Below are 24,887 nucleotides of genomic sequence, written 5' to 3'. Positions count from 1 at the left end.
TAAGCGCTAGAGGCCAAATTGGGTCATAAATTCCCCAGCAAACGGGGCCCCATCCCCAGCCGCCCCGTTGGGACGACCAGCCCAAGCACGCCACACATACGGCACACCGTCGCCCCAAGCCTTGCGGGGCCATACCGACCCCACCGCCTCAGGATGCAGCGGCCTGCAGGCGCTGAAATTTCTGCCACAGGGTTTCGCGGCTTTCCACATGTTGCGGGTTCACCGGGATGCAGGCCACAGGGCAAATCTGCACGCACTGCGGCTCATCAAAATGCCCCACGCACTCGGTGCATTTGCTGGGCTCGATCTCATAGATCTCCTGGCCCAGGTAAATCGCATCGTTGGGGCATTCGGGCTCACACACATCGCAGTTGATGCATTCGTCGGTGATCATCAGCGCCATGCGAGGCTCCCACAGGCGCCAGGGGCCGCCTGAATACGAAGGGACAGGGCCATGGATGGGGCCACCGAAGAGGGCAAGGCAAACGTCATGGCCGTGATTATCCCGCGACCATGGCACAAAGCTTGCACGCCTGGGCACAACCCACTGCCCGCAGAAGGGGCGCTTTGCCGCTATGCTTTGTCCGCACATGCATTGATACCTCCTCTCTTGCCTCGCCACTGACACCTCCCCATGGGACTGTTTCTCCTCAAACGATTGACCACGCTGCTCGCCACCTTGCTCGGCGCGTCTGCGGTGGTGTTCCTGGTGCTGGAGATACTTCCGGGCAATGCCGCGCAAATGCTGATGGGCCCGGATGCGTCACCCGAGGCCGTGGCCGCCTTGGCCAGCAAATTGGGGCTGGACCAGCCCGCGCTGCAGCGTTATGGGCAATGGATCGGCGGCCTGGTGGCGGGCAACATGGGCGAAAGCTACGCCTACAGCTCGCCCGTGCTGGACCTGGTGCTGGAGCGGCTGGCCCTCACCGTGCCGCTGGCGCTCATGGCCATGGTGATCACCACCGTGCTCGCTTTGCTGGCAGGCGTCTATGCCGCCTCGCGCCACAACCGTTGGGGCGATGTGGGCGTGATGGCCCTGGCCCAGGTGGGCATTGCTATCCCCAACTTCTGGTTTGCCATCCTGCTGATCCTGCTGTTCTCGGTCAAGCTGCAATGGTTTGCGGCGGGCGGTTTTCCGGGCTGGACTGAGGACAGCGGTGGTGGACTTCTGCAAGCACTTCAGGCACTGCTGTTGCCCGCCGTTGCCCTGGCCGTGGTGCAAGCGGCCATCCTGGCCCGCATCACCCGATCGGCCGTGCTGGAGGTGCTGCGCGAAGACTTTGTGCGCACCGCCCGCGCCAAGGGCCTGTCGCAACGGGCCGCACTGTGGGGCCATGTGCTGCGCAACGCCATGATCCCGGTGGTCACCGTCATGGGGCTGCAATTTGCCTCGTTGCTGGCGGGCACCATCGTGGTGGAAAACGTGTTCTACCTGCCGGGGCTGGGGCGGCTGATTTTCCAGTCCATCGCCAACCGCGACCTCATCGTGGTGCGCAACTGCGTCATGCTGCTGGCGGCCATGGTGATCGTGGTGAATTTTGTGGTGGACATCCTTTACGCGGTGATCGACCCCCGCGTGAAGGCCAGCGACATCTGAGAGGCTGAACCTGCCCCATGGCCAAAGACACCTCCGCACTCGCTTCGGCGCAGGCCACAGGCCCACAGCCCGCGCCCGCTGCCCTGCGCCCGCCCACCTGGGCACAGCGTGCACTGCGCCACCGCAGCTTTGTGCTGGGTGCCGTGCTCACGCTGTTCATGCTCGGCACCGCCGCGCTGTCCCTGGTCTGGACACCATGGTCGCCCTACGAGGTGGACATGGCCAGCAAGCTGCAAGCCCCTTCAGGTGCCCACTGGCTGGGCACCGATGCCTTTGGGCGCGACATCGTCTCGCTCATCATGGTGGGCGCGCGCAACTCCATCCTCGTCGGCGTGATTGCGGTGGGCATCGGCATGGGCATCGGCACCGCGCTGGGCCTGCTGGCCGCTGCACGGCGCGGCTGGGTAGAAGAAGCCATCATGCGCCTGGCCGACTTCACCTTCGCCTTCCCTGCCCTGCTCCTGGCCATCATGCTCACGGCCGTGTTTGGCGCGGGCATCGTCAACTCCATCATTGCCATCGGCATCTTCTACATCCCGACCTTCGCGCGGGTCACCCGGGCGTCGGCCAATGCCGTGTGGTCGCGCGAGTACATCCTGGCGGCCCGCGCCTGCGGCAAGGGGCCCTGGCGCATCACGCTGGAGCATGTGCTGCCCAACATCCTTTCCGCTTTGATTGTTCAGGCCACCATCCAGTTTGCACTGGCCATCCTGGCCGAAGCGGCCTTGTCGTACCTGGGCCTGGGCACACAACCGCCCGAGCCCTCCTGGGGCCGCATGCTGAGCGAGGCCCAGACCCTCATGTTCCAGGCCCCCATGCTGGCCGTCTGGCCCGGCGTGGCGATTGCCCTGGCCGTGCTGGGGCTGAACCTGCTGGGCGACGGTTTGCGCGACCTGATGGACCCCCGTTTGGCGAGGAAGAGATGACATTGCTTGAAGTCTCCAACCTCCGCATCCGCTTGCAGACCCATCGGGGCCCAGCCGATGCGGTGCGCGGCGTGAACTTTGCGTTGGGGCGTGGCGAGACGCTGGGGCTGATTGGCGAGTCGGGCTGCGGCAAATCGCTCACGGCCATGGCGCTCATGGGGCTGCTGCCTGACAGCGCAGAAGTCTCGGGCAGCATCCAGTTTGACGGACAAGAACTGGTGGGCCGCAGCGACGCGCAGATGTGCCAGTTGCGCGGGCACCGCATCGGCATGGTGTTCCAAGAGCCCATGACCGCGCTCAACCCCGTCCACACCATAGGCCGCCAGGTGGCCGAGCCCTTGCGCAGGCACCTGGGCCTGGATGCCAGCACCGCACGCCAGCAAGCCATTGCTCTGCTTGACCGCGTCGGCATCCCCAGCGCGGCGCAGCGCTTTGACGCCTACCCACACCAGTTCTCGGGCGGCCAGCGCCAGCGCATCACCATCGCCATGGCATTGGCCTGCGGGCCAGACCTGCTGATTGCCGACGAGCCCACCACCGCGCTGGATGTGACCATCCAGCAGCAGATTCTGGACCTCATCAGCGACCTGGTGGCCGAGCGCCACATGGCGCTCATCCTCATCTCGCACGACCTGGGCGTGATCTCGCAGAACGTGGACCGCATGCTGGTGATGTACGGCGGCAGCGTGGTCGAGAGCGGACCCACGGCCTCGGTGTTTGCGGCCATGGCCCACCCCTACACGCGCGGCCTGCTGGCCGCACGCCCGCAGATGGGCGCGCAGCGGACACCCACAGCGCGGCTCGCCACCATCGCAGGCACGGTGCCCGAGCTGGTGGATTTGCCCACAGGCTGCACCTTTGCAGGCCGCTGCGCCTTCACCGCACAAGCCTGCCACGGCACCCGCCCGCAGGCCACCGTGGTCGCGCACGATGCAGACGGTGTGCACGAGGTGCGCTGCCTGCGCCCCGAGGCCATGCAGGCGGCCAGCCACACCGCCCAGACCACTCAGGCAGCTGCATGACCCAGTCCACCCCCTCTTCGGCCCCACCAGCCCTCGACGCGCCTCTGCTCGAAGTGACCGACCTGGTGCGTGAATACACCCTGCCCCGCGAGCACCTGCTGCGTCCGCCGGCCAAAGTGCAGGCTCTCAAAGGCGTGAGCTTTTCCATGCCCAGCGGCCGCAGCCTGGGCATCGTGGGCGAGTCAGGGTCGGGCAAATCCACCCTCGCCCGCACCGTGATGGCGCTGGACGCCCCCACCTCGGGCAGCGTGCACCTGCTGGGCCGCAACCTGCACCAGCTGACACCGGCAGCGCTGCGCCAGGCCCGGCGGGATTTTCAAATGGTGTTCCAAGACCCCTACGGCTCGCTGGACCCACGCCAGACCGTGGAGCGCATCGTGGGCGAGCCCCTGCAGGCCCAGAGCGAAACCACCCGTGCCATGCAGCGCGAGCAAGCCGCCGAGGCGCTGGCCCAGGTGGGCCTGCGCACCAACGACCTGGACAAATACCCGCATGAATTCTCGGGCGGGCAGCGCCAGCGCATTGCCATTGCGCGGGCCCTCATCACCCGGCCCCGGCTCATCGTGGCGGACGAGCCGGTCAGCGCCCTGGATGTGTCGGTGCAAGCCCAGGTGCTCAACCTGCTGCAGGATTTGCAGCAGACCTTTGGCGTGAGCTACCTGCTCATCAGCCACGATTTGGCTGTGGTCAACCACCTGTGCGATGAGGTCGTGGTGCTCTACCAGGGGCAGATTGTGGAACGCGGTGCACCGGCGCAACTGTTCCACCACGCGCAGCACCCTTACACCCAGGCCCTGGTGGCCGCGATGCCCCAGGTGCAGCCGGGGCGGGCGCGTGCAAGGCGGCTGGCCGCGGCGGCCGCACGCGCCAACAGCCCTGCCCCCGCGCCTGCGGCGTGACGTCCCAAAGGCTGTCGATGGTGTACAAAGCGCTCTGTCTCCCGCCCCGCTGCCACGCACCGATGCGCGGGCGGCTGCAGGTTTTTGTCTGGTCTTAGTCTGGAGTTTGCGAACATGCTGAACCGCCGATCCGTCCTCGCCACTGGCGCCCTGGCCGCCATCCCACTCGCCGCCCCTGTGAGCGCACTGGCCCAGGGCCGCAAAGACGCCGTGGTGCTCGCCATGACCCTGGAGCCCCCAGGCCTGGACCCCACGGCCGGTGCCGCGTCGGCCATTGCCGAGATCGTGCAATACAACGTGTTCGAGACGCTCACCAAGATCAACGCCGACGGCAGCGTCACGCCCCTGCTCGCCGAAAGCTGGGAGGTCTCGCCCGACCTCAAAACCTACACCTTCAAGCTGCGCAAAGGGGTGAAGTTCCAAAACGGTGAGCCCTTCAACGCAGCCGCAGTGAAGTTCTCGTACGACCGCGCAGGCGGCGAAAAAAGCACCAACAAAGACAAGCGCACCTTTGCCAACCTGACCACCCAGGTGGTGGACGAGTACACCCTGGTGGTGCTAAACAAGGACATCGACCCCGACCTGCTGTTTGCGCTGGGCCAGGCCACCTCCATCATCGTGGAGCCCAAGAGCGCCGACACCAACGCCACCAAGCCCGTGGGCACTGGCCCCTACCAGCTGGGGGCCTGGAACAAGGGCTCGTCCGTGGTGCTGACGGCATGGGATGGCTTTCGCACCCCGGGCGCCGCCAAAATCCGCCGCGCCACCTTCCGATTCATCTCAGACCCCGCCGCCCAGGTGGCCGCCTTGCTGGCGGGCGATGTGGACCTGTTCCCCCGCGTCACGCCGCGCAGCGTGGCGCAGTTCAAAGCCAACCCGCGCTTTCAGTTGCTGGTCTGTGGCTCACGGGCCAAGACCATCCTCGCCATCAACAACGCCAAGAAGCCGCTCGATGATGTGCGCGTGCGCCGCGCCATCGCTGCGGCCATTGACCGCAAGGCCGTGATCGAAGGCGCGGGTGACGGCTACGGCGCCCCCATCGGCAGCCACTATGTGCCCGGCGCGTTTGGCTATGTGGACACCACGGGCGTCAACCCGTTCGACATCGAAAAGTCCAAAAAGCTGCTGGCCGAGGCAGGCGTCAAGACCCCGCTGGAGCTGACCCTCACCTTGCCCCCCACGCCCTATGCACGCCAGGGCGGTGAGGTCATCGTGGCCCAGCTGGCCAAGGTCGGCATCGTGGCCAAGACGCAAAACGTGGAATGGGCGCAGTGGCTCAGCGGCACCTATGGCAACAAGAACTACGACCTGACCCTCATCTCGCATGTCGAGCCCTTCGACCTGGGCAACTTCGCCAAGCCCGACTACTACTGGGGCTACCAATCGGCCAAGTTCAACGACCTGTACAACCAGATCAAGAACGCAGCCCGCCCGCAAGACCGGGCCCGCCTGCTGGGCGACGCGCAAAAGCTGCTGGCCGAAGACGCTGTGCACGCCTTCCTGTACCAGCCACAGTGGATCACCGTGGCGAACAAAAACCTCAAGGGGTTGTGGAAGGACATGCCGGTGTTCGTGAACGACCTCTCCGCCCTCTCTTGGTCATGATGCCCATGCTGCCTCTACGGCAGCGGATTACTCCTTAAATGATAGCTGCCAGCGCTTTATTCATAGGCGCTAGAAGCCATTTTCATTGATAGCCCCCCGCCATGACCGCACTGCACGACCTGCCCGCCCACGAACTGCTTGCAGCCTACCGCCAGCGCACGCTGTCCCCCGTGGAGATCACGCAGGCCGTGCTGGCGCACATGGAGCGCTGGGAGCCCCACATCCGCGCCACCTACCTGCTGCGGCCTGAGCACGCGCTGGCGCAGGCCCGCCAGAGCGAAGCCCGGTGGCAGCGTGGCGAACCCCAAGGCCTGCTGGATGGCGTGCCTGTCACCATCAAAGAAAACATCGCCACCCAGGGCGACCCCACGCCGCTGGGCACCGCCGCCGTGCCGCTGGTGCCAGCGCTGGCCGATGCGCCCCCCGCCGCCCGCCTGCGCGAGGCCGGCGCCGTGATGGTGGCCAAGACCACCATGCCCGACTACGGCATGCTGTCGTCGGGGCTGTCGAGCTTTCACCCCCTCTCGCGCAACCCGTGGGATGTGAGCAAGGGCCCGGGCGGCTCCAGCGCCGGGGGTGGCGCTGCCGCAGCTGCGGGCTATGGGCCGCTGCACATTGGCACCGACATCGGCGGCTCGCTGCGGCTGCCTGCCAGTTGGTGCGGCATCTTCAGCCTCAAGCCCAGCCTGGGGCGCATTCCCATCGACCCACCCTACACCGGCCGTGCGGCGGGCCCCATGACGCGCACCGTGCAGGACGCCGCGCTGATGATGCAGGTGCTGAGCCTGCCCGATGCGCGCGACAGCATGAGCCTGCCGCCTCAGACCATTGCCTGGGACGACCACGACCAGGGCGTGCAGCGCCTGCGCGGCCTGCGCATCGGCCTGCTGCTGGATGCCGGTTGTGGCCTGCCGGTAGAGGACGAAGTGCGCGCAGCGGTAGAGCACGCCGCCCGCCTGTTCGAGCAAGCCGGTGCCCGCGTGACGCTGATGCAGCCCTTCATGACCCAGGCCATGCTCGACGGCATGGACCACTTCTGGCGCATGCGCTCGCACATGGATTTACAAGCCCTGCCCGATGCGCAGCGCGCCAAGGTGCTGCCCTACATCCGCGCCTGGGCCGAGAGTGCGGCGGGCTTCACGGGCACGCAGGTGTTCCAGGCCAGCCAACAGTTCCACCTCACACGGGTCGCCACGGTCAAGGCATGCAGCGCGTTCGACTATGTCCTCTCGCCCGTGGCCCCCATGCCCGCCTTTGCGGCCGAGCTGCCCTCGCCCACCAACGACCCGCTGCGGCCGCTGGAGCACATTGGCTTCACGGTGCCGTTCAACATGTCCGAGCAGCCCGCAGCGTCCATCAACTGCGGCTACACCGCCAGCGGCCTGCCCATCGGGCTACAAATTGCCGGGGCACGGTTTGATGACCTGGGCGTGCTGCAGGTGGCGCGGGCCTTTGAGCTGATCCGCGACCCGCAGCGGCCTTGGCCGCAACCCTCACTTCTTGATTGACCGCGCCTCAAACCGCTCACGCTGAGCCTGTCGAAGCGCCGCGCACGGTTTCGACAAGCTCAACCCGAACGGATATTTCAAGTTCAAAGCGGCCACAAAAGCCTGCCCACCAAAAAAGCCCCGCCGACCAGAAAGGCCGACGGGGCTTTGTCTTAGCTACGCAATGCAGCCGAAGCTACGTCAGTGCATGAAGTTAGGCAAATCCATCACCTTGCCATTGAGCTTGGCCTGGCCGCCTTCCATCTTCAGCGAGCTGGTCAGGTTGTCGCCCTCTTGGCGCACATAGCCTGCCGCCTGGGCCATGCCGATCATGCCGTCCATGTCCTCGCTCTTGAACTCTTGCTGGCCAGCGGCCTTGGCCAACTGGGGCAGCCAGGCCTTGGGCAGGCGCACATCGGCGTGCAGGGTCGAGTTCTTGAGCAGCACAGGGCCCCAACCGGCCTGGGTCACTTCGTCAGCAGAAGGGGCGCGGGTCACCTCGCCGCCGTACGACAGCTCGCCTTGTTGCCCGCCCAGCGTGGCAAAGAACTTCATCGAATACGCAGGCAACGCGGCCGTGAGGCGCTGGGCGTTGTCGGCCAGCAGCTTCATCAGCTTGCCGCCTTGCTCTTCGTTGGCCATGGTCATGGCCTTGAAACCGTCCTTGCTGTAGCTCTCGACCATCAGCACCTGCAGGCTCTTGAGCACGTCGGCGTCGATGCGCTGGAGCTTCTCTTCAAAGCCGATGGACTCAAAGTCCACCGGGCCGATCAGGCCCTTGCCCTTGATCGATGTGCTGACGCTCATCAGTTTGTCCGCACGGTCAATGGTGGTGGTGCCCGCCAAGTCCTTCAGCGACATCAGCGGCTTGGCAGCGCCGTCCTTGGGGGTGCTGGTCGCTTCAATCTGCGCAAAGCGCATGTTGCCCTTGCCGGGTGCCAGCATCCACAGGCCATCGATGATCTGGTTCTCGAAGTCGCCCGTCATACCCTTCATCGACACGGCAAAGCGGTCACCCGAGCCGCCCAGGTCTTCGTCCGCAGACTTGTTCACCCCCGAGAAAGACATCTCGGGCCACTGGAGGCTGCCCTTGACGCGTGTGCGGTCGCCATTGACCGAGAACTCGGTCTTCATCTCTTGCCAGCGCAGCGTCACCTCTTCGTCACCCATCTCACCCGCAGGCACCAGCAGCGTGGCATCGTGGCCGCCCATCAGACCGTGCACGGTCGTGAGCGTGGGGGCTGTCACCTTGGCCAGGTCCTTGGCGGCTTTTTCATCCAGGCCGTCCAGGGCAAAGCGTGTGTCCACCACGGCGGCGGCCAGGCGGGCACCGGCCAGCGGGCCGTGGCGCACCGCGCTGTTCACCACCACGCGCAGGGGCTGGGCTGGCTTGTTGGTCTCGGCATCGGCAGGCGGCGTCCATTGCAGCACCAGCTTGGCCTGCGAAGTGAAAAAGCCCTTTTGGTAGTCCTGCGACACCACGGCTTCAGCGCCCAGCACCTTGCGCACTTCCTCCAGCGCCTCGTTGTAGCTGGCTTGCGCACGTTGGCCCATGTACCAAGTGGCGCCACCATAGGCCACCACGGCCAGCGCCACGGCGGCGCCCAAAGCTGTTTTTTTGCTCATTTTGAATCTGTGAATTGGGTTACCCACCCCCTCGGATGGTGCGCGGGAGAATACCAGCGCCTCTGAGCACCCAGGCCAAGCCCCTACGCTCCATATGCAAGCAGATGTGCATTTGTAGGCACTGCAGCCCACAAATTGATCTCCCGCACGACCCACCCCGCACTGCGCAGCCTTTTTGCGGTGCTGCGTTGACTCGGCGGGAATATCCGCTATCTTTGGGTAAGACCGCCCTGGCGGCTAGCCCGCCTCTCTTTTTCACGCCTTCACCGCAGCACTTCATGGACCTTCTCTTCATGGCGATCCTCATCGCCTCCGGCACCTACATGCTCAATGCCAAAGAGCAGCGCAAGCGCATCGCCATTTTGGGCATGCACCTGAGCCACTACCAGATTGAAAAGCTCATGGAAGCCCTGACCGAAGGCTACATGCGCGCCCTGGGCGAGAGCAGCGCCGAGCGGCGCGACCAAGTGTGGTCGCTGCTGAGCACCACAGAGCAGCAACTCAGCGAGCAATTCAGCCGCTTTGCCGCCGATTTCGCCAAGGTCAGCGAAGAGGATGCACGCGTGAGCCGCTTGCCCATCGCCCTGCCCTTTGCCGACAAGCTGCTGCCTGCCCTCACCTTTGACATGCGCCAGGCCCTGGCCATCCACGCCAAGGGCATCGCCCATGTGGTGCAAAACACCGCACACCTGGCCACCAAAGACCGTGCCTTCATGATGACGGCCGAGCTGTTTTTGATGCAGCACACCTGCCACTGGTACTGCAAGTCCAAAACCATCGCCTCGGCCCGCATGATGGCGCGCCACCAGACGCCGCACGCGCAGTTGGTGGACTCGGTCTCTGAGACCACCCGGCGCGCCTATCTGGCGCTCATCCAGGGCGAATAGGCGCCCCGCCCGTCGCCAGCCACCTCACATGCAAGGCCGTGCACCCTCCCTGGCCGACAGCCTGGGCAACCCGCTCACGCTGCATCACGCAGGCAGCGTGGATGCGGTGAACGACTTTGTGGAAGGCTTCATCGCCTGCGAAGCCCGGGCCGTGAACGTGCTGCAAGCCGCAGGCGATACCAGTGCCATGGTGCAGGCCTGCTGCGCCGCGCTGCACATGTTTGCCGAATCGGCCGAGGCACCGGGCAACGCCCGCCCCTTCATCACCCAGGCGCTGACCAGCGCCCCCCAGGCCAGCGAGCGCGAGCAGCGCTTTGTGGCCGCCGTGGCCGCGTGGGTGGATGGCAATGTGCCCCGCGCCATTGCCCTGCACGAAGAGCAAGCCCGCCTGCACCCGCGTGACCTGGCCTCCCTCAAGCTGGGCCAGTACCACCTGTTCAACCGGGGCGACTCGCCCGGCATGCTGCGCCTGGCCTCGCAGGCCCTGCCCGCCGCGGCTGAGGTGCCCTACCTGCACGGCATGCTGGCCTTTGGCTGGGAGCAGTGCCACCGCCTCCAAGAGGCCGAGGCTGCGGCCCGTCACGCCATCGCCCTGTGCCGCAAGGAACCCTGGGCCCAGCACGCCCTGGCGCATGTGATGCTGACGCAGGGCCGCATCCACGAGGGCGCGGCCTTCATGGCCAGCGTGAGCGACACCTGGACGGGGCTGAACTCCTTCATGGTCACGCACAACTGGTGGCACCAGGCGCTGTTTTTGCTGGAGCAAGACCTGCACGCCGAGGCCCTGCACCTGTACGACACGCAGGTCTGGGGCGTGGTCAAGGAGTATTCGCAAGACCAGATCAACGCCATCTCCCTGCTGGTGCGGCTGGAGCTGGCGGGTATGGACGTGGGCGACCGCTGGGCCGATGTGGCCCGCCACCTGGCCGCGCGTGGGCAGGACCAGGTGCTGCCCTTTCTCGACCTGCAATACCTGCTGGGCCTGGGCCGCGCGGGCGAACACGCCGCCGCCGCACGACTGCTGGCCCACATCGAAGCCCATGCCGCCAGCCGCACCGAGGCACAAGAACGGGCGGTATGGCAAGGTGTGTGCGTGCCCGCTGCGCGCGGCATCCGCGCCTTTGCGCAGGAGCAATGGGGCGATGCGGTCGCAGGCCTGGGCCAGGCCCTGCCCCAGTTGGTGGAGATTGGCGGCAGCCATGCACAGCGTGACCTGTTCAGCCAGCTGTACCTGCACGCTTTGCAGTGCAACGGGCAATGGGCATCGGCCCAGAACCTGCTGCAGCCGCAGTGCAATGCGCAGCCGCAATCGCGGCGGCTGGCGCGGCAGATGCACACGGTGAACACGGCGCTGGGTTTGCCAGATTGAGAACTTGCTTTCTCTCTCCAACCCGTTAAGCCTTCAAGCCTTTCAGGCCTCTAGCGCTCTATCCACAAGCGCCAGAAGCTATCAAATCAATAGCAAACAATCAACCAAAGCATTGGCAGCTCAAGGCCCATCCACGGTCTCCGTCGTTTCTGCCTTGAGCCATGCACGGGGCGACGCCCCCACCACCTGCGTGAACGCCCGGCTGAAGGCCGCCGGGCTGGCATAGCCCAACCCGTCACTCACCGACTTGACCGCCGCCCCGCTGCGCAACTGTGCCCGGGCGATGGAAACCCGCCAGCGCAGCAAATAGTCGCCCGGCGGGGTGCCCACCGCCGCCTTGAATTCGGCGGCAAAGCCGCTGCGCGACATGCCTGCCACCTGGGCCATGCGGTCCAGCGACCAATCGGCGCCGGGTTGCTCGTGCACGGCAGTGAGCGCGCGGGCCAGCTTGGGGTGGGCCAGGCCCGCCAGCACGCCGGACTGGATACCGCTGTGCGCGGGCTGGTCCAGCAGCCAGCGCAGCATCTGCAGCAGCAGCACCTCAAACAAGCGGTCGGCCAGCAGGCGCTGGCCGCAGCGCACGCGCTCGGTCTCGGCAAACAGCAAGTCCAGCGTTTGCCCAATGCCCTGCACCTGGGCCACGGGCAGCGCCAGCACCGAGGGCAAGGCCTGCACCAGCGGGTGGCGCACGCCGCCATCAAAGTCCAGCGTGGCGCACACAAAGTCGCTGCCATCGACCGGGGCGTTGTGAAAGTCGTGGTCCAGCGGCCGGGGGTAGAACAGCAGCGTGGGCTCGCTCACCTGCAGGCGGCGCGGGGCCCCGCTGCGCGGCTGGTGCGTGACCACCATGTCGCCCCGCCGCAGCACATGCAAAAAGGCCCGGCCCGGCTGCGCCGCAAAGTGCGTGACGCCACACAGCGGCCCCGCGTGGAACAGGTGCGCCCGCACGCGAAAACGCTCCAGCAGGGCCGAGAGGCGGTCCACCCCTGCGTTGGGCGCCACTGGGGCTTCTGAAGAAGGGGTTGGTGCACTCATTGGACGATCTGCATTGTTTTATTGATTTTATGAGCCCAATCATACAAACATCCGCCCCACACTAGAGGCTCTTTCACACCACCCACAGGAGTCTTTATGAACCGCATCCCCCTCATCGACCGCGCCCACACCAGCCCCGACCGCAAGGCACTGCTGGACCAGATCCACGGCGCCTTTGGGGCCACCCCAAACATGTTCCGTGCCGTCGCCAATTCGCCCGCCGCGCTGCAAAGCATGTGGGCCGCCTTTGGCGCGCTGGGCAGCGGCACGCTCAGCGCCAAGCTGGGCGAGCAGATTGCCGTGGCCGTGGCCAACCGCAACGCGTGCGAGTACTGCCTGGCCGCCCACACGGCGCTGGGCCGCAAGGCCGGTGCCACCGCCGACGAAATGGCCGCCGCCCAGGTGGGGCAAGCGGGCGATGCAGCCACCCAGGCGGCGCTGAACTTCGCCCTCAAGGTGGTGGAGCAGCGCGCCCAGATCACCACCGACGATGTGCAGGCCCTGCGCACCGCGGGCTTCAGCGACGAAGCCGTGATGGAAATCCTGGCCCATGTGGCGCTGAACCTGTTCACCAACTATGTGAACGTGGCTTTTGAGGTGCCGGTGGATTTCCCAGCCGTCAAACTGCGCCCTGCGGCCTGATCTGCACGCGCAGCAATAGCCCACATCGCCCGCCCGTGGCGCGCAGGGCCCAAGTCGGGCCCTGCGCGCCACACCTTTGACCAAGAAACGCGAAACACCCCATGACACCACCCACCGCCCACATCCTGCAAGTGCTGACCGGGGCCGTGGCCCCACTGGGCGAAGCCGGTGCCACCAGCGCCATCGCCAAGCAGCCCGTGGCCCATCCGGTTGCCATCGGCCCGCTGGGGCTGGCGGGCGATGCCCAGGCCGACCTGCGCGTGCACGGCGGGCAGGACAAGGCGGTGCACCTGTATGCCTGGGAGCACTACGCCCAGTGGCAGCGCGAGCTGGGCGACCTGCCCCTGCTGCAAGCCCCCGGCGCGTTTGGCGAAAACCTGGCCTTGACGGGCCTGGACGAGGCCGGTGTGTGCCTGGGCGACCACTGGCGCGCGGGCAGTGCGGTGCTGGAGGTGACGCAGGGCCGCCAGCCGTGCTGGAAGCTCAACCTGCGCTTTGGCGTGCCCGACATGTCGGCCCGGGTGCAAAACACCCTGCGCGCGGGCTGGTACTGCCGCACGCTGCAAGGCGGTGTGGTGCAGGCGGGCGACAGGCTGAAGCTGCTGGAGCGACCCCACCCCGGCTGGACGGTGCAGCGCCTGCTGGCGCTGATCCGCGACCGGGAATGCGATCCCGCAGCGTTGAGCGGTGTGCTGGAACTGCCCCTGCCACACTCCTGGCGCAAGCTGTTTGCGCGGCGGCTGGAGCAGGGGCTGGCGGAGAACTGGGAGGCGCGGCTGCAAGGCGCCCAACCGGAACGCTAAGAACCTGTTCAAGATCTTTTTGGGGTCGCACAAGTGCCTTGCCGGGATGGGCTGCTAGGCGCAGCGCGCCGCCAATAGCCCGTGCTATTGGCAAGCGTTGCAACAACGCAGACCGCCCGGCAAGACACTTGCCCGAAGGGTTGGAGTGAAATCGGGCGATTGGACGCCCCGGCTGCTTGCATGGGCACGAGCCCATGCAGCGCATCCGAGGCATCCACTCATCCCGATTGCACTCCAATGCGATCCCCCAAAAAGATTTTGAACAGGTTCTAAGAACTCAGCGCACCAGCAATTTCTTCTGGTCGTACACCGGCTGCGCGGGCAGGTCTGCCAGGTGGCGGGTGTCGGCCCAGTGCAGCACCTCAATGGCATCGCCCTGCAGGCGCACACGGCTCAGGCCTGCGTTGGGGATGTCGCTTTGCCGGGGGCCGCTCAGGCCCAGGCCCTGGGCGGTGCGCCACACCATGTCCAGCACGCCGCCGTGGGTCACGACCATCACCGTCTGCCCCGCGTGCTGCGCAGCCAGGCGGCGCACGGCGTCCATGACACGGGCGTGGAACTGGCGTGTGGTTTCGCCCCCGGGCATGGCGTGGTCGGCATCAAAGCGCAGCCAGTCGGCCCAGGCCTGGGCGTGCTGCTGCTGGATGTCGCTCACCCGCATGCCATCCACCTCGCCAAAGTGCTGCTCGCGCAGCCCGGCATCGGTCAGCCCCTCCAGCGCCAAATGCGGCAGCAAGGCCTGGGCCACGGGTTGCGCAGTTTGCTGGGCACGGATGAGGTCGCTGCACACCAGGTGATCGACCACGCACTGCTCTTGCGCCAGCCGCTGCGCCAAGCGGCGGGCCTGCTCATGCCCCATCGCGTTCAGGGGCACGTCCACCTGGCCCTGAAAACGCAGCTCACGGTTCCAGTCGGTTTCGCCATGGCGGATGAGGATGAGTTCGGTCATGGTGTCATTTTTGAAGATACAGACACAAATGACAAGCAAAAACAGCGCCTAGCGCTTGAACCACAAGCGCTAGCAGCTATTCAATTCATAGCAAACTCTACAGCCTCTGCGCTGCAGGGGATTCAACGCTGTGAGGTCGCAAGGCGCACCGCCAGGCCCAGAAACACCACGCCTGCAATGCGGTTGAGCCACTGCTGCGCCCGGGGCGAGCGCAACAGCAGCGCGCCAAAAACGCCTGAGAAGCAAGCAATGGCACCAAACACCAGCAGCGCCGCCACGATGAACACCAGTCCCAGCACCATGAGCTGCCCGCCCATGGGTCCACGGGCAGGGTCGGCAAACTGCGGCAAAAAGGCCAGGAAGAACACCAGCACCTTGGGGTTGCTGAGGTTCATGACCACGCCGCGCCCCACCATGCGCCACAGGCTGGGGGCTACCGCGCCCGCCGATGCGGCCGCAGTGCCGCCCGCATCGCCCGACGGAGCCGGGGCCCGCAGCGCTTGCCATGCCAGCCACGCCAGGTAGGCAGCGCCCAGCAGCTTGAGCACCGTGAACGCCACGGCCGAGGCCGCAAACACCGCCGCCAGCCCCAGCGCCACGGCCGCCGTGTGCACCACCAGGCCCATGCACAGCCCCACCACCACGGCCATGCCCGCACGCCAGCCGCGCTGGGCCGATTGCAGCAGCACAAAGAGGTTGTCTGGCCCAGGGGTCAGGCCCAGAAGAATGGAGACGCCGAAAAAGGCCAGCAAGGTATCGGTAGAAGGCATGAATCCATCGCCACGCGAATGGCGCAAAGGTGCAAAAAAGCCCGTGGTGAAAGTGACGGGCAAACGGAACAAGCAGGCCGCCACGCCACGCCGGGCAGCAACCTGCCATTGTGCCGCTACGGCGCAGGCACAGCGCCGCAACAGGCGCTATCGCACAGGCACCACGATGACCTTTCGCCGGGGCTGGCAGCCGGGGCCGTCATAGGGCGGGCTGTCGCGCTCCCAGCCAGGGCCGGGCGAGGTCTGGGCGCATACCCGCGCACCATCGACCTTGCTGCGCCAGTAGTACCAGGGCGCTGGGGCGGCCTGCAATGCAGAGGCGGCCAGGCCCATGCACAACGCCAGGGCCGACAGACGGATACACCAGTGCAGGGGTTGGGGGTGGTTCATGGTGGGCAGAGATTCGAGGCACTAGGGAACAGGGGCGGTCACGATCCAGCCTTCCAGCGCATCGAGCCCCGGTGGCAGGCCATACAGCGCGTCGCCCTGTGCATGCTCGCGTTGCGCCCAGGCGGCTTGCAGCAGGCACAGCGTGGCGTCCAGGCTGTCGCCGCTGGCGTCTGCCACCAGTGCATCGCGTTGCGCGTGGCTGAGCTTAAGGCGCAGGCCCAAGCGGGTCTGCCCCATCTCCAGCGCGTTGACCAAGTCTTTGCGGGCGATGAGGCGCTCGGGCGTTTGCTTGGCACGGTCGTCGCTTTTGTAGCTGCGCCGCTGCAGCACCTCGCGCGCCAGCAGGCCAGGGTAGGCCTCCAGCGCCACGCGCTGGGCATCGCCTGCGCCGGGGGGCATCAGGCCGGGCAACCAGACCCCGGCCTCCAGCAACAAGGGCACACCGGCGTGCAGCATGTAGGCCACCGGCGGGTTCACCCACTTCATCGAGGGGCTGGAGCCTGCAGGGCCATCGGTGGCGCGGTGGGCAAACTTGCCGCCCACGGGCCGGGCATCGCAAAAGCCCGCAAATGCCTCGCGGATCTGCTCGCGCATGAGGCTGCGGTAGTGCTGCATGCAGGCACGCCAATCGGTGGGCCAGCGCAGCGTCTCCACCAATTCACGCGGCAGGCCAAAGGGCAGATCAAACCCGCCCACCCACGGCCGGGGTTGCGCCAGCCACTGGGCAAAGGCAGGCAAGGTCTCGATGCGCTCCAGCGCCAGCAATTGCACACGCACACCGTCGCTGCGACCCAGCGCCAGCACGATGGGTTTGCGGCGACTGGGGCTGCTGGAGAAATCGCAGCCGACTAACATGCCTATTCCTTTCAGACTCTGAACTACCTACGGGACGCAACCTACGCTACTGGCACGACAAACGCCAGCGCCCCCGCGCAAGGGCCGCCCCGCCCCGCAGGGGGCGTCCCCCACCCAACTCGCGCCGCAAGATGAGAGAGGGGGAAGGCGCGAAGCGACTCAGGGGGTGCATCTTTCATCCTAAGGCAAGCGCCGTGACACCCGCCGCAATGCACACGGCCCCGCACACACGCGCCAGCCGGTCGCCCTCGCCCAGCAAATGCCCGCCAATCAGCGCGGCAAACAGCATGGACACCTCGCGCGCCGGGGCCACATGCGACATGGGGGCCTGCTGCATGGCATACAGCACCAGCACATAGGCCACCGGGCTCACCACGGCCACCAGCAGGGCAAAGCGCCATTGCGCCAGCCACAGCGTGCGGGCCGTGGGCAAGTCGCGCAGCACCACGGGGGCCAGCAAACCCACGCGCACAAAGTTGCCCATGTAGTCGATGAGGATGGGCGACATCAGCAGCACCTTGACGGCATAGCCGTCCACCACCGTGTAGCTGGCAATGAACGCCCCGGTGAGCAAGCCGTAGGCCATGCCTTTGTGCACGCGCTCGCGTGCAGCGGGGTCGTGCGCGGCGCGCAGCAGGCCGGGGCCACCGGCAATCAAAAACACCCCGCCCACCACGCCTGCAATGCCCAGCGCGCCCAGGGCCGAGATCTGCTCACCCAGCAACGTGATGGCCACCAGTGACGACAAGAGCGGCCCCGAGCCCCGCGCCAGCGGGTACACCACCGTGAGATCGGCCACGCGGTAGCCCCGCAGCAAGATCACGTAATACAGCACATGCAGCAAGCCGCTGGCGACCACAAAGCCCCACTCCACCGCGCCCCAGCCCGGCACCACATCGCGCCCCAGCCACCAGCCCAGCGGCGCCCAGAAAAACATCATCAGCGCCGAGGTAAAAAACGCAAAACGCGAATCGCCCCCCGCTTTCTTGGCTGCAATGTTCCAGCAGGCATGGATGAGCCCGGCGAGGATGATGAGGGCGAAGGCGTTAAGGGTCACGGCTGAAAAGAAGAACGGCTTGAATGCAAAAAGCCGCAGCGCCTGGGGCTGCGGCTTGGTGTGGCGCGAAAGGGTCTGTCTATTGCAGGGTTGAATACCGCTCAGGGCATCTGCAACTGGCGCGACCCAAGCCAGCGGCCACCGTGCAAGGGCCGCCCCGCCGCACTGGTGGCGTCCCCCTGCCCGCACCGTGCAGCGGTGCGAGAGCGGGGGGAAGGCGCGCAGCGCCTCAGGGGGGTGATCTCTATGCCCTGCCGATGATGGAGGCCGTGGCCATCAGCTCTTCGAGCAGCGCAAACGACACCTTGCCCGACACGGCATACGGGTCCAGCTCGGGCTTTTCAGAGTATTTGAGCAAGATGGAATGGTTGATCTTGTTGAGATTGACCTGCCCCATGGTCCAGCCGCCAAAGCGGCGCTCGGAAATCTCTTCGTAGTGCAGCAGTTCCACATCCTTGTGGCGCACATCGCGCTGGATGTGGCCGTACAGCTCGCTGACGGCCGAGCGGCCGCCTTCGATGGCTTGCAGGAACACACCGCCGCCGTAGCAAAGCACGCCGGTGATGCCGCAGCCCGGGTTGTGCTGGCGCGACTGGGTGAGGATGGCTTCGATGGCGGCGGGCGAGGTGTCGACCGCGCGGCTGGCGTAGAGCAGGCGTACCAACATGGTCAGTTCTTTCTGGGGATGAGGGACAGGAATTCGCGGCGCAGGGCGCTGTCCTTGAGGAACACGCCGCGCATGACGGAGTTGATCATCTTGCTGTCCATGTCGCGCACACCGCGCCAGGACATGCAGAAGTGGCTGGCCTCCATGACGATGGCCAGGCCGTCGGGCTGGGTCTTTTCCATGATCAGATCGGCCAGTTGCACCACGGCTTCTTCCTGGATCTGAGGGCGGCCCATGATCCAGTCGACCAGGCGCGCGTACTTGGACAGGCCGATCACGTTGGTGTGCTCGTTGGGCATGACGCCGATCCAGATCTTGCCGATGACGGGGCAGAAGTGGTGGCTGCAGGCGCTGCGCACGGTGAGCGGGCCCACGATCATCAGCTCGTTGAGGTGCTCGGCGTTGGGAAATTCGGTGATGGGTGGCGCGGCCACGTAGCGGCCTTTGAACACCTCGTTGAGGTACATCTTGGCCACGCGGCGCGCGGTGTTGTGGGTGTTGTGGTCGCCCGCCGTGTCGATCACCATGCTGTCGAGCACGCCCTGCATCTTGGCTTCGACTTCGTCCAGCAGCTTTTCCAACTCGCCGGGCTCGATGAACTCGGCAATGTTGTCGTTGGCGTTGAAGCGTTTGCGAGAGGCGTTGATCCGCTCGCGGATCTTCACGGAAACGGGAGTGCCTTCTTCATCCGGCGGGGTGGGCGTCATAGCGGCAGCGGGTTGACTGGACATGGGCACATCCTACCAGCGATCGCACCACGCAGTGCTGCAAAGGTTTTAGGCCCCTAGCGCTTATTGGATAAGCGCTAGCAGCTACCAAATACATAGCAAACCACACAACCAATGCCGGCCAGGCCCGGCCATGCAGCACCACCCCAGGCGGCCAGGCGCCACGGCAGTGGTGTCAGTAGCGGTTGCCGGTGATCCACAGCGCCAGCCGCATCAGGCCAAAAGCCACGCGGTCCAGCACGCGCTGGCGCAGGGGGCGCCCAGCGTAGCGGGCCGGGTCCATGCGCCGCCCAGCGTGCTGCATGGCGTGTACCAGGCGCTGGCGCAGGTCGGCGGCAAAGGCGGAGTCTTCCACCACCACGTTAGCCTCGCGGGCCAGCAGCAGGCTCAGGGGGTCGAGGTTGGACGAGCCCACCGTGGCCCAGGGCTTGTCGCCCTGCGCATCGACCACGGCCACCTTGGCGTGCAGGAAGCTGGGTTCGTACTCGTGGATTTCCACGCCCGCCTCCAGCAGCGTGCCGTACACAGGGCGCGCCGCGTGGTACTGCATGAAGTATTCGTAGCGCCCCTGCAGCAGCAGGCGCACACGCACGCCCCGGCGGGCCGCCATCAGCAAGGCCTTGCGCAGCTTGCGCCCGGGCATGAAGTAGGCGTTGGCGATGATGACCTCATGCCGGGCGGCACCAATGGCACGCAGGTAGGCTTTTTCAATGCGGCTGCGGTTGCGCACGTTGTCGCGCAGCACCAGGGCCGCGCGCACGGGGGACGAACCCTGGCCTGGCCCGGCAGGTTGCTGCGCGTGGTGCTGGGCACTGGCCGTGCGCAACGCCAGCAGGGCTTCGGGCAGGCGGCGTTTGCGCACGTCGCGCACGGCCTGCATGCGCCACCACAGCTGCTCCATGGTGTCGCTGGCCTGCGCCACCAGGCTGCCCGTGGCGCGCACGGCAAAGTCAAAGCGCGGGGCGTCGAGGGCGCCGTGGTTGGGGTCGTGAAAGTCGTCCAGCACATTGATGCCGCCGCAAAACAGCACCCGCCCATCGACCACACACAGCTTGCGGTGCAGGCGCCGCCAGCGGTGGGGCAGCAGCAGGCCCAGGGTGCCCAGCGGCGAGTACACGCGCCACTGCACCCCGGCGGCACTCAGGCGCGCCGCCCAGGGCTCGGGCAGCCGCCCGGTGCCCACGCCGTCCACCACCAGGTGGGTGCGCACGCCCCGCTGCGCTGCGCGGATCAAGGCATCACCCACGCTGGCGCCCGCGCCGGTGAAGTCGAAGATGTAGGTTTCAAACTGGATGTCGCTGAGCGCGGCATCCATGGCCTGCACCAGCGCAGGAAACAATTCCTGCGCGCCTTGGTACAGCTGCACGTCGTGGTCGCGCGCAAACTCTGGCGTCTGGGTCATAGCCTGGGCGGAGATAAAGACAGGGCCACGGGGTCAGAGCTTGAATTCAGCGATCAGCGGCAGGTGGTCTGACATGCGCCACCAGATGCGGCCACGCGGCACATGCAGGCCCAGGGGCGTGAGGCCCCGCACGTAGACATGGTCCAGTTGCGCCAGCGGCAACCGCGCCGGGTAGGTGTAGGCCCGGGGGGCATCGAACTCGTGCAGCCCGTACCCCGCCAGGATGCGCTTGAGCTGGGGGCCCCAGTCGTTGAAGTCGCCTGCTACCACCACGGGTTCGCTGCGGGGAACCTCGCGCTCGATGAACTGCTGCAGCCGCTCGACCTGCCGCACGCGGCTGCCGGGAATCAGCCCCAGGTGCACCACGATGGCGTGCAGTGGCCGCCCCTGCACCTGCACCTGCACATGCAGCAGCCCGCGCTGCTCAAAGCGGTGGTCAGAGATGTCTTCATGCTGGTGGCCCACCACGGGCCAGCGTGTCAGCAGCGCGTTGCCGTGCTCGCCATGCTTGGTCACGGCATTGGTGCGGTACACGGCCTCATAGCCCTCGGGGGCCAGAAAGTCGGCCTGCGGCAGCTCGGGCCAGTGGTGAAAGTAGGCCTGCTCGCGCCGGTGCAGCTTGCGCACTTCCTGAAGGCAGACCAGGTCGGCGTCCAGTTGCTCCACGGCCAGGCCAAGGTTGTGGATCTCCAGCCGTCGCGCGGGCCCCAGGCCTTGCACGCCTTTGTGGATGTTGTACGTGGCTACGCGCAAGATGTCGGTGTGATCCATGGCGCTGATTGTGTCGCAACGGCGCCGCGCAGAGCGCATCAACGGGCTTTCCCGCATCCGCAAAGCCACCAAAGTGGGCATACACTAGCCGCAATTCACCCACAGGCCGTGTGCTTAAACACAGCCCAGTGGCTGCGCCACGAGCAAGCGGCGGAAACAAAGCCTTTGGCTCGTGCCGTTCGCAGTGGCAGAGGTGAACGCGCGATTTCAGCGGACCGTTATTTGCGAGACAGCACCCCCGATGGCCACAGGCAAAGATCAGGACCCTCAGGACAGCCAGGCACTGGTGATTGACAGCAATGCCACGTCACGCAGCATCCTGGTGGCCCAGTTGCGCGAATACGGGGTGACCAAGATCGTGCAATGCAGCCGTGTGCGCGATGCCCGCAACCGGCTGGAGCACACCGTGTTTGACTACGTGCTGTGCGAGCAATACTTCACCGAATCCAACCACTCGGGCCAGACCCTGCTGGACGATCTGCGCCGCGCGCAGTTGCTGCCGTTCTCCACCGTGTTTTTCATGGTGACGGCCGAGGCGTCCTACGCCGCCGTGGCCGAGGCGGCCGAGTCCGCACTGGACGGCTACCTGCTCAAGCCCTTCACGCCCAGCGCCCTGTTTGAACGCATGAGCCTGGCGCGGCTGCGCAAAGTCCACCTCAAGCCCATCTTCGACGCCATTGAGCAAGACGACTTCAAGCTGGCGGCCAGCCTGTGCGCAGAGCGCTTTGAGGCGCGCCAGCCGTATTGGCTGTATGCCGCGCGCATCGGCACCGAGCTGCTGCTGCGCCTGGGCCGCCACGCCGAGGCCCGTACTCTGTTCGAAGCCGTGATTGCAGCGCGTGCCCTGCCCTGGGCCAAGCTGGGGGTGGCGCGCGCGCAGATTGAGTCGGGCCAGGCCCAGCGGGCCATCACCACCCTGCAAGGATTGATTGGCGAAGACGCATCGTTTGCCGACGCCTACGACGTGCTGGGCCGCGCGCAGGTGGAGCTGGGGCACTTCAGCGAGGCCATCGAAACCTACCGCGTTGCCAGCGAACTGACCCCGGACTCGGTGGTGCGCCTGCAAAAGCTGGGAATGATGTCGTACTACATGGGCGAGCGGGCCACCGCCACCCGGGTGCTGTCGCGGGCGGCCATTCTGGGGCTGGACTCCAAGCTGTTTGACTGCCAGTCGCTGGTGCTGCTCACGTTCGCCTACTTTGCCGACAACGACCGCAAGGGCATTGAGCGCTGCATGGCGGACTTTGCGCGCCTGCTCGAACGCCACGAAAACACCAACAGCCCGCGCATCCTGCGGTTTGTCGAAATTTCCCGCACCCTGCAGCTCATCCAGCAACGCCAGTTCTCCCAGGCCGTGGCCTCGGTCAAGCAGATGGCGCTGGAAATCATGGAGAGCAGTTTCGACTTTGAAGCGGCCTGTAACCTGGGCAGCCTGCTGGCCGTGCTGGCCACCACGTCGATTGAGCTGGACGAGGGACCGATGTGGGTGAATGCCATTGGCATGCGCTACGCCAACACGCGGGGTCTCTGCGAGTTGATGGCCAATGCCTGCAACCTGTACCCCCCTTATGCAGACAGCGTGCGCGAGTGCCTGCAGCACATCAACAAAAGGGCCGAAAAGGCCATGGCCCGCAGCCTGTCCGGCGATGCCGCCGGCGCTGTGCGCAATCTGATCCGGCACGGAGGCGAGACACTCAACTCCAAACTGGTGGACATGTCGCAGCAGGTGTTGCTGCGACACCGCGAGCGCATTGAAGAAAGCGACGAGCTTCAGCAGGAGATTGACGCATTGCGTGCCCGCTGCGGCACGGCCCCAACGCGTGCGGTGCTGGGGCAAGACAGCGAACGGCACCCAGGCGGCGTGGTCATCCGCACACGCTCATCGTCGGGCGATGCCGAAGGAGCGGCGCGGCCACGCACGGACAGCGCGCCCCCCACTCCGGCCCCGGCGGAAGACCCCGCAGCGCAGTGGAGCGAGGCGGACCCGCTGGACAAGCTCAGGCTGCGCCCCGGTTGAAGCGGAGCCAGGCCGTGTCACCGCACCTGGGCTGCGAAGCGCGGCAGCCATAGGCAAGCCTCTGCATTGGAGGCTGAAAAACACAAGTCGGCAGCCTCCAGCCAAGGCAGCCACTGCCAGCGCATATGTTCACGCGGGTTGAGCCGCACCGGCGTTCCGACCGGCACACACAGACCAAACACCCGCTCGCGGTTGCGCTGCACCCCAGGCGCATAGCGGTGCAACCACTGGGGCCAGATGTCGTAGTGGTTTTCCAGCTGCCAGTCGGTCAATCTGCTGCCGGGGGCGCCGACGTCCATGCCGGTTTCTTCCTGCACCTCGCGCGCTGCCGTCTCGTGCCACGGCTCGTCCCAACGGTCTTTGCTGCCGGTGACCGACTGCCAGTGCTCCACACCCACCTCGGTGCCCGTGCGCTGGACCATCAACACGTCCAGCCTGGGGGTGTAGATCACCACCAAGACCGATTCAGGGATCTTGAACAAATCCTGGGCGGGCGCAGCGGGCGTGGCGGCCATGGGGGCAGGCAGTTCTGTGCAAACCGTTGGGGCCAGCATCAACGCTGGTTCTTCACCGCCACGGGGGGCGGCAACTCCTTGGCCTGCAGCAAACGCACCTGGGCCACCAGCTTGTTGTGCGAGTCCAGGAAGGCTGCGGCAATCACCTTGCCTTCGTTGGTGTTGCTCCAGCCCGCACCCGCCCCACCGCCCAGGCGGCCAAACAGAACACCGGCGGCGCCCAGGTCCGTGGTGCGGGCCGAGCCCGTGGCGGCAGCGACTTGTTCAGTGGTTTCGTTGTCGGTCAGCAGCAGCGCCGTCTGCGCCTCCTTGAGCTTGACCTGCTCTGCCAGCCCGATCAGCCCGGCAATGTCGCGCAGCACCGGAATCATGGCGATCACCCCCGCAATGCTGCGGCCCGCATCCTGCTCACTGAACGTCAGGCTGGGGATGAGGGTGTACTGGGCCTCGTAACCGCGCCCTTTGGCCACAGTGGACTTTTGCCGCAGGATGCCCGCGTCTTTCAGCTCTTGCTCCTGCACCGTGCCGCGCAGGCCCGCCGAGCGGTCCACCACCCGAAAGCAGCCGCTTTGCTGGGCGATCAGCCGAATCAGGGGCACGGGCGACGCGGGCAGGTGGTAGCTGCTGGAGACGGTGTAGCCGTTCGGGTTCTCTGCCAGGGCCAGCGTCGCCACCGGGGCGTCGCACTGCGTGAGCGACTTGTCTGCCCCCTTGGCGCCGGCAGGGCCTGCAGACCCTGAAACCACCGAGCCACCCTCGCCCAGCTCGGTTTTCTTCTCACCACAGCCGGCCAGAGCCAGGGCTGCGGCCAACACCACCAGACGGACACCCACACGGCGGCACAGCACGTTTTTTTTCATCTCTTACT

At 66.2% G+C, this 24,887-nt stretch carries 25 protein-coding genes; 11 read left to right on the top strand and 14 right to left on the bottom strand.

What is annotated here, in order from left to right:
* Window positions 1–148: 148 nt before the first annotated feature.
* Window positions 149–403, bottom strand: coding sequence for a YfhL family 4Fe-4S dicluster ferredoxin (locus tag CLU88_RS21330; RefSeq protein WP_099658319.1), 255 nt, complete (start codon window positions 401–403; stop codon window positions 149–151).
* A 231-nt stretch (window positions 404–634) separates the two neighbouring features.
* On the opposite strand from CLU88_RS21330, the gene CLU88_RS21325 reads away from it, so the two are divergent.
* From CLU88_RS21325 to CLU88_RS21300, 6 genes are all read left to right on the top strand, one after another.
* The gene (locus tag CLU88_RS21325) at window positions 635–1,597 is read left to right on the top strand and encodes an ABC transporter permease (RefSeq protein ID WP_099658318.1); all 963 of its coding nucleotides are present in this window, start codon (window positions 635–637) and stop codon (window positions 1,595–1,597) included.
* Window positions 1,598–1,614: 17 nt separating this feature from the next.
* The gene (locus tag CLU88_RS21320) at window positions 1,615–2,523 is read left to right on the top strand and encodes an ABC transporter permease (RefSeq protein ID WP_099658317.1); all 909 of its coding nucleotides are present in this window, start codon (window positions 1,615–1,617) and stop codon (window positions 2,521–2,523) included.
* The gene (locus CLU88_RS21315) at window positions 2,520–3,545 is read left to right on the top strand and encodes an ABC transporter ATP-binding protein (protein ID WP_099658316.1); all 1,026 of its coding nucleotides are present in this window, start codon (window positions 2,520–2,522) and stop codon (window positions 3,543–3,545) included. The genes CLU88_RS21320 and CLU88_RS21315 overlap by 4 nt, the downstream gene beginning before the upstream one ends.
* Window positions 3,542–4,444 carry an ATP-binding cassette domain-containing protein gene (locus CLU88_RS21310; RefSeq protein WP_099658315.1) on the top strand — a complete coding sequence of 301 codons (903 nt, stop codon included), beginning with the start codon at window positions 3,542–3,544 and terminating at the stop codon, window positions 4,442–4,444. Before CLU88_RS21315 ends, CLU88_RS21310 begins: the two co-directional genes overlap by 4 nt.
* 114 nt (window positions 4,445–4,558) lie before the next feature.
* Window positions 4,559–6,049, top strand: a complete 1,491-nt coding sequence (locus CLU88_RS21305; RefSeq protein ID WP_099658314.1) for an ABC transporter substrate-binding protein — start codon at window positions 4,559–4,561, stop codon at window positions 6,047–6,049.
* A gap of 101 nt (window positions 6,050–6,150) precedes the next feature.
* Window positions 6,151–7,557: an amidase gene (locus CLU88_RS21300; RefSeq protein ID WP_099658313.1), complete on the top strand. Its 1,407-nt coding sequence runs from the start codon at window positions 6,151–6,153 to the stop codon at window positions 7,555–7,557.
* 180 nt (window positions 7,558–7,737) lie between these two features.
* Here CLU88_RS21300 and CLU88_RS21295 read toward each other — a convergent pair whose 3' ends face one another.
* Window positions 7,738–9,162 (bottom strand): YdgA family protein, encoded by a 1,425-nt coding sequence (locus CLU88_RS21295; protein WP_099658312.1) that lies wholly within the window; start codon window positions 9,160–9,162, stop codon window positions 7,738–7,740.
* Window positions 9,163–9,440: 278 nt separating this feature from the next.
* Between CLU88_RS21295 and CLU88_RS21290 the strand changes: the two genes are divergently transcribed.
* Window positions 9,441–10,049 carry a hypothetical protein gene (locus CLU88_RS21290; protein WP_099658311.1) on the top strand — a complete coding sequence of 203 codons (609 nt, stop codon included), beginning with the start codon at window positions 9,441–9,443 and terminating at the stop codon, window positions 10,047–10,049.
* A 28-nt stretch (window positions 10,050–10,077) separates the two neighbouring features.
* Window positions 10,078–11,418 carry a tetratricopeptide repeat protein gene (locus CLU88_RS21285; RefSeq protein WP_099658310.1) on the top strand — a complete coding sequence of 447 codons (1,341 nt, stop codon included), beginning with the start codon at window positions 10,078–10,080 and terminating at the stop codon, window positions 11,416–11,418.
* A gap of 120 nt (window positions 11,419–11,538) precedes the next feature.
* On the opposite strand, the gene CLU88_RS21280 is transcribed toward CLU88_RS21285, so the two are convergent.
* Complete coding sequence (locus CLU88_RS21280) at window positions 11,539–12,453, bottom strand: AraC family transcriptional regulator (RefSeq protein ID WP_099658309.1); 915 nt, start codon at window positions 12,451–12,453, stop codon at window positions 11,539–11,541.
* A gap of 96 nt (window positions 12,454–12,549) precedes the next feature.
* Between CLU88_RS21280 and CLU88_RS21275 the strand changes: the two genes are divergently transcribed.
* Window positions 12,550–13,095, top strand: a complete 546-nt coding sequence (locus CLU88_RS21275) for a carboxymuconolactone decarboxylase family protein (RefSeq protein WP_099658308.1) — start codon at window positions 12,550–12,552, stop codon at window positions 13,093–13,095.
* Window positions 13,096–13,196: 101 nt separating this feature from the next.
* Window positions 13,197–13,898 (top strand): MOSC domain-containing protein, encoded by a 702-nt coding sequence (locus CLU88_RS21270; RefSeq protein WP_099658307.1) that lies wholly within the window; start codon window positions 13,197–13,199, stop codon window positions 13,896–13,898.
* A 277-nt stretch (window positions 13,899–14,175) separates the two neighbouring features.
* On the opposite strand, the gene CLU88_RS21265 is transcribed toward CLU88_RS21270, so the two are convergent.
* The 9 genes from CLU88_RS21265 to CLU88_RS21225 all read right to left on the bottom strand — a co-directional run bounded on the left by CLU88_RS21265 (window position 14,176) and on the right by CLU88_RS21225 (window position 21,487).
* Window positions 14,176–14,847 (bottom strand): histidine phosphatase family protein, encoded by a 672-nt coding sequence (locus CLU88_RS21265; RefSeq protein WP_099658306.1) that lies wholly within the window; start codon window positions 14,845–14,847, stop codon window positions 14,176–14,178.
* A gap of 122 nt (window positions 14,848–14,969) precedes the next feature.
* Window positions 14,970–15,617, bottom strand: a complete 648-nt coding sequence (locus CLU88_RS21260) for a LysE family translocator (RefSeq protein ID WP_099659061.1) — start codon at window positions 15,615–15,617, stop codon at window positions 14,970–14,972.
* A gap of 147 nt (window positions 15,618–15,764) precedes the next feature.
* A complete protein-coding gene (locus CLU88_RS21255) occupies window positions 15,765–16,007 on the bottom strand; it encodes a hypothetical protein (protein ID WP_369827679.1) in 243 nt (80 codons plus the stop codon).
* A gap of 21 nt (window positions 16,008–16,028) precedes the next feature.
* Window positions 16,029–16,862 carry a DUF429 domain-containing protein gene (locus CLU88_RS21250; protein ID WP_099658305.1) on the bottom strand — a complete coding sequence of 278 codons (834 nt, stop codon included), beginning with the start codon at window positions 16,860–16,862 and terminating at the stop codon, window positions 16,029–16,031.
* Between the two features lie 175 nt (window positions 16,863–17,037).
* Window positions 17,038–17,919, bottom strand: a complete 882-nt coding sequence (locus CLU88_RS21245) for a DMT family transporter (RefSeq protein ID WP_099658304.1) — start codon at window positions 17,917–17,919, stop codon at window positions 17,038–17,040.
* A gap of 244 nt (window positions 17,920–18,163) precedes the next feature.
* Window positions 18,164–18,586 (bottom strand): BLUF domain-containing protein, encoded by a 423-nt coding sequence (locus CLU88_RS21240; RefSeq protein ID WP_099658303.1) that lies wholly within the window; start codon window positions 18,584–18,586, stop codon window positions 18,164–18,166.
* A 2-nt stretch (window positions 18,587–18,588) separates the two neighbouring features.
* On the bottom strand, window positions 18,589–19,317 hold the full coding sequence (folE, locus tag CLU88_RS21235) for a GTP cyclohydrolase I (RefSeq protein WP_099659059.1): 729 nt from the start codon (window positions 19,315–19,317) through the stop codon (window positions 18,589–18,591).
* 172 nt (window positions 19,318–19,489) lie between these two features.
* Window positions 19,490–20,716: a cardiolipin synthase ClsB gene (gene clsB, locus CLU88_RS21230; protein ID WP_099658302.1), complete on the bottom strand. Its 1,227-nt coding sequence runs from the start codon at window positions 20,714–20,716 to the stop codon at window positions 19,490–19,492.
* Between the two features lie 33 nt (window positions 20,717–20,749).
* Window positions 20,750–21,487, bottom strand: coding sequence for an endonuclease/exonuclease/phosphatase family protein (locus CLU88_RS21225; protein WP_099658301.1), 738 nt, complete (start codon window positions 21,485–21,487; stop codon window positions 20,750–20,752).
* Window positions 21,488–21,728: 241 nt separating this feature from the next.
* Here CLU88_RS21225 and CLU88_RS21220 point away from each other — a divergent pair, with 241 nt between their 5' ends.
* On the top strand, window positions 21,729–23,504 hold the full coding sequence (locus CLU88_RS21220; RefSeq protein ID WP_099658300.1) for a tetratricopeptide repeat protein: 1,776 nt from the start codon (window positions 21,729–21,731) through the stop codon (window positions 23,502–23,504).
* 17 nt (window positions 23,505–23,521) lie between these two features.
* Here CLU88_RS21220 and nudB read toward each other — a convergent pair whose 3' ends face one another.
* Together nudB and CLU88_RS21210 are read right to left on the bottom strand one after the other, a co-directional pair.
* Window positions 23,522–24,019 (bottom strand): dihydroneopterin triphosphate diphosphatase, encoded by a 498-nt coding sequence (gene nudB, locus CLU88_RS21215; protein WP_099658299.1) that lies wholly within the window; start codon window positions 24,017–24,019, stop codon window positions 23,522–23,524.
* A 38-nt stretch (window positions 24,020–24,057) separates the two neighbouring features.
* Window positions 24,058–24,879, bottom strand: coding sequence for a CsgG/HfaB family protein (locus CLU88_RS21210; RefSeq protein ID WP_099658298.1), 822 nt, complete (start codon window positions 24,877–24,879; stop codon window positions 24,058–24,060).
* Window positions 24,880–24,887: the final 8 nt, after the last annotated feature.

Source organism: Acidovorax sp. 56 (genome assembly GCF_002749705.1).
Lineage (GTDB): Bacteria > Pseudomonadota > Gammaproteobacteria > Burkholderiales > Burkholderiaceae_C > Acidovorax.
Note: the sequence above shows the minus strand (reverse complement) of the source record. Positions and strands in the feature narration are given on the sequence as shown.

Coding starts and splice junctions, on each gene's coding strand:
- CLU88_RS21330 (WP_099658319.1), bottom strand. CDS start 403: ATGGCGCTGATGATCACCGACGAATGCATCAACTGCGATGTGTGTGAG.
- CLU88_RS21325 (WP_099658318.1), top strand. CDS start 635: ATGGGACTGTTTCTCCTCAAACGATTGACCACGCTGCTCGCCACCTTG.
- CLU88_RS21320 (WP_099658317.1), top strand. CDS start 1,615: ATGGCCAAAGACACCTCCGCACTCGCTTCGGCGCAGGCCACAGGCCCA.
- CLU88_RS21315 (WP_099658316.1), top strand. CDS start 2,520: ATGACATTGCTTGAAGTCTCCAACCTCCGCATCCGCTTGCAGACCCAT.
- CLU88_RS21310 (WP_099658315.1), top strand. CDS start 3,542: ATGACCCAGTCCACCCCCTCTTCGGCCCCACCAGCCCTCGACGCGCCT.
- CLU88_RS21305 (WP_099658314.1), top strand. CDS start 4,559: ATGCTGAACCGCCGATCCGTCCTCGCCACTGGCGCCCTGGCCGCCATC.
- CLU88_RS21300 (WP_099658313.1), top strand. CDS start 6,151: ATGACCGCACTGCACGACCTGCCCGCCCACGAACTGCTTGCAGCCTAC.
- CLU88_RS21295 (WP_099658312.1), bottom strand. CDS start 9,162: ATGAGCAAAAAAACAGCTTTGGGCGCCGCCGTGGCGCTGGCCGTGGTG.
- CLU88_RS21290 (WP_099658311.1), top strand. CDS start 9,441: ATGGACCTTCTCTTCATGGCGATCCTCATCGCCTCCGGCACCTACATG.
- CLU88_RS21285 (WP_099658310.1), top strand. CDS start 10,078: ATGCAAGGCCGTGCACCCTCCCTGGCCGACAGCCTGGGCAACCCGCTC.
- CLU88_RS21280 (WP_099658309.1), bottom strand. CDS start 12,453: ATGAGTGCACCAACCCCTTCTTCAGAAGCCCCAGTGGCGCCCAACGCA.
- CLU88_RS21275 (WP_099658308.1), top strand. CDS start 12,550: ATGAACCGCATCCCCCTCATCGACCGCGCCCACACCAGCCCCGACCGC.
- CLU88_RS21270 (WP_099658307.1), top strand. CDS start 13,197: ATGACACCACCCACCGCCCACATCCTGCAAGTGCTGACCGGGGCCGTG.
- CLU88_RS21265 (WP_099658306.1), bottom strand. CDS start 14,847: ATGACCGAACTCATCCTCATCCGCCATGGCGAAACCGACTGGAACCGT.
- CLU88_RS21260 (WP_099659061.1), bottom strand. CDS start 15,617: ATGCCTTCTACCGATACCTTGCTGGCCTTTTTCGGCGTCTCCATTCTT.
- CLU88_RS21255 (WP_369827679.1), bottom strand. CDS start 16,007: ATGAACCACCCCCAACCCCTGCACTGGTGTATCCGTCTGTCGGCCCTG.
- CLU88_RS21250 (WP_099658305.1), bottom strand. CDS start 16,862: ATGTTAGTCGGCTGCGATTTCTCCAGCAGCCCCAGTCGCCGCAAACCC.
- CLU88_RS21240 (WP_099658303.1), bottom strand. CDS start 18,586: ATGTTGGTACGCCTGCTCTACGCCAGCCGCGCGGTCGACACCTCGCCC.
- folE (WP_099659059.1), bottom strand. CDS start 19,317: ATGTCCAGTCAACCCGCTGCCGCTATGACGCCCACCCCGCCGGATGAA.
- clsB (WP_099658302.1), bottom strand. CDS start 20,716: ATGACCCAGACGCCAGAGTTTGCGCGCGACCACGACGTGCAGCTGTAC.
- CLU88_RS21225 (WP_099658301.1), bottom strand. CDS start 21,487: ATGGATCACACCGACATCTTGCGCGTAGCCACGTACAACATCCACAAA.
- CLU88_RS21220 (WP_099658300.1), top strand. CDS start 21,729: ATGGCCACAGGCAAAGATCAGGACCCTCAGGACAGCCAGGCACTGGTG.
- nudB (WP_099658299.1), bottom strand. CDS start 24,019: ATGGCCGCCACGCCCGCTGCGCCCGCCCAGGATTTGTTCAAGATCCCT.
- CLU88_RS21210 (WP_099658298.1), bottom strand. CDS start 24,879: ATGAAAAAAAACGTGCTGTGCCGCCGTGTGGGTGTCCGTCTGGTGGTG.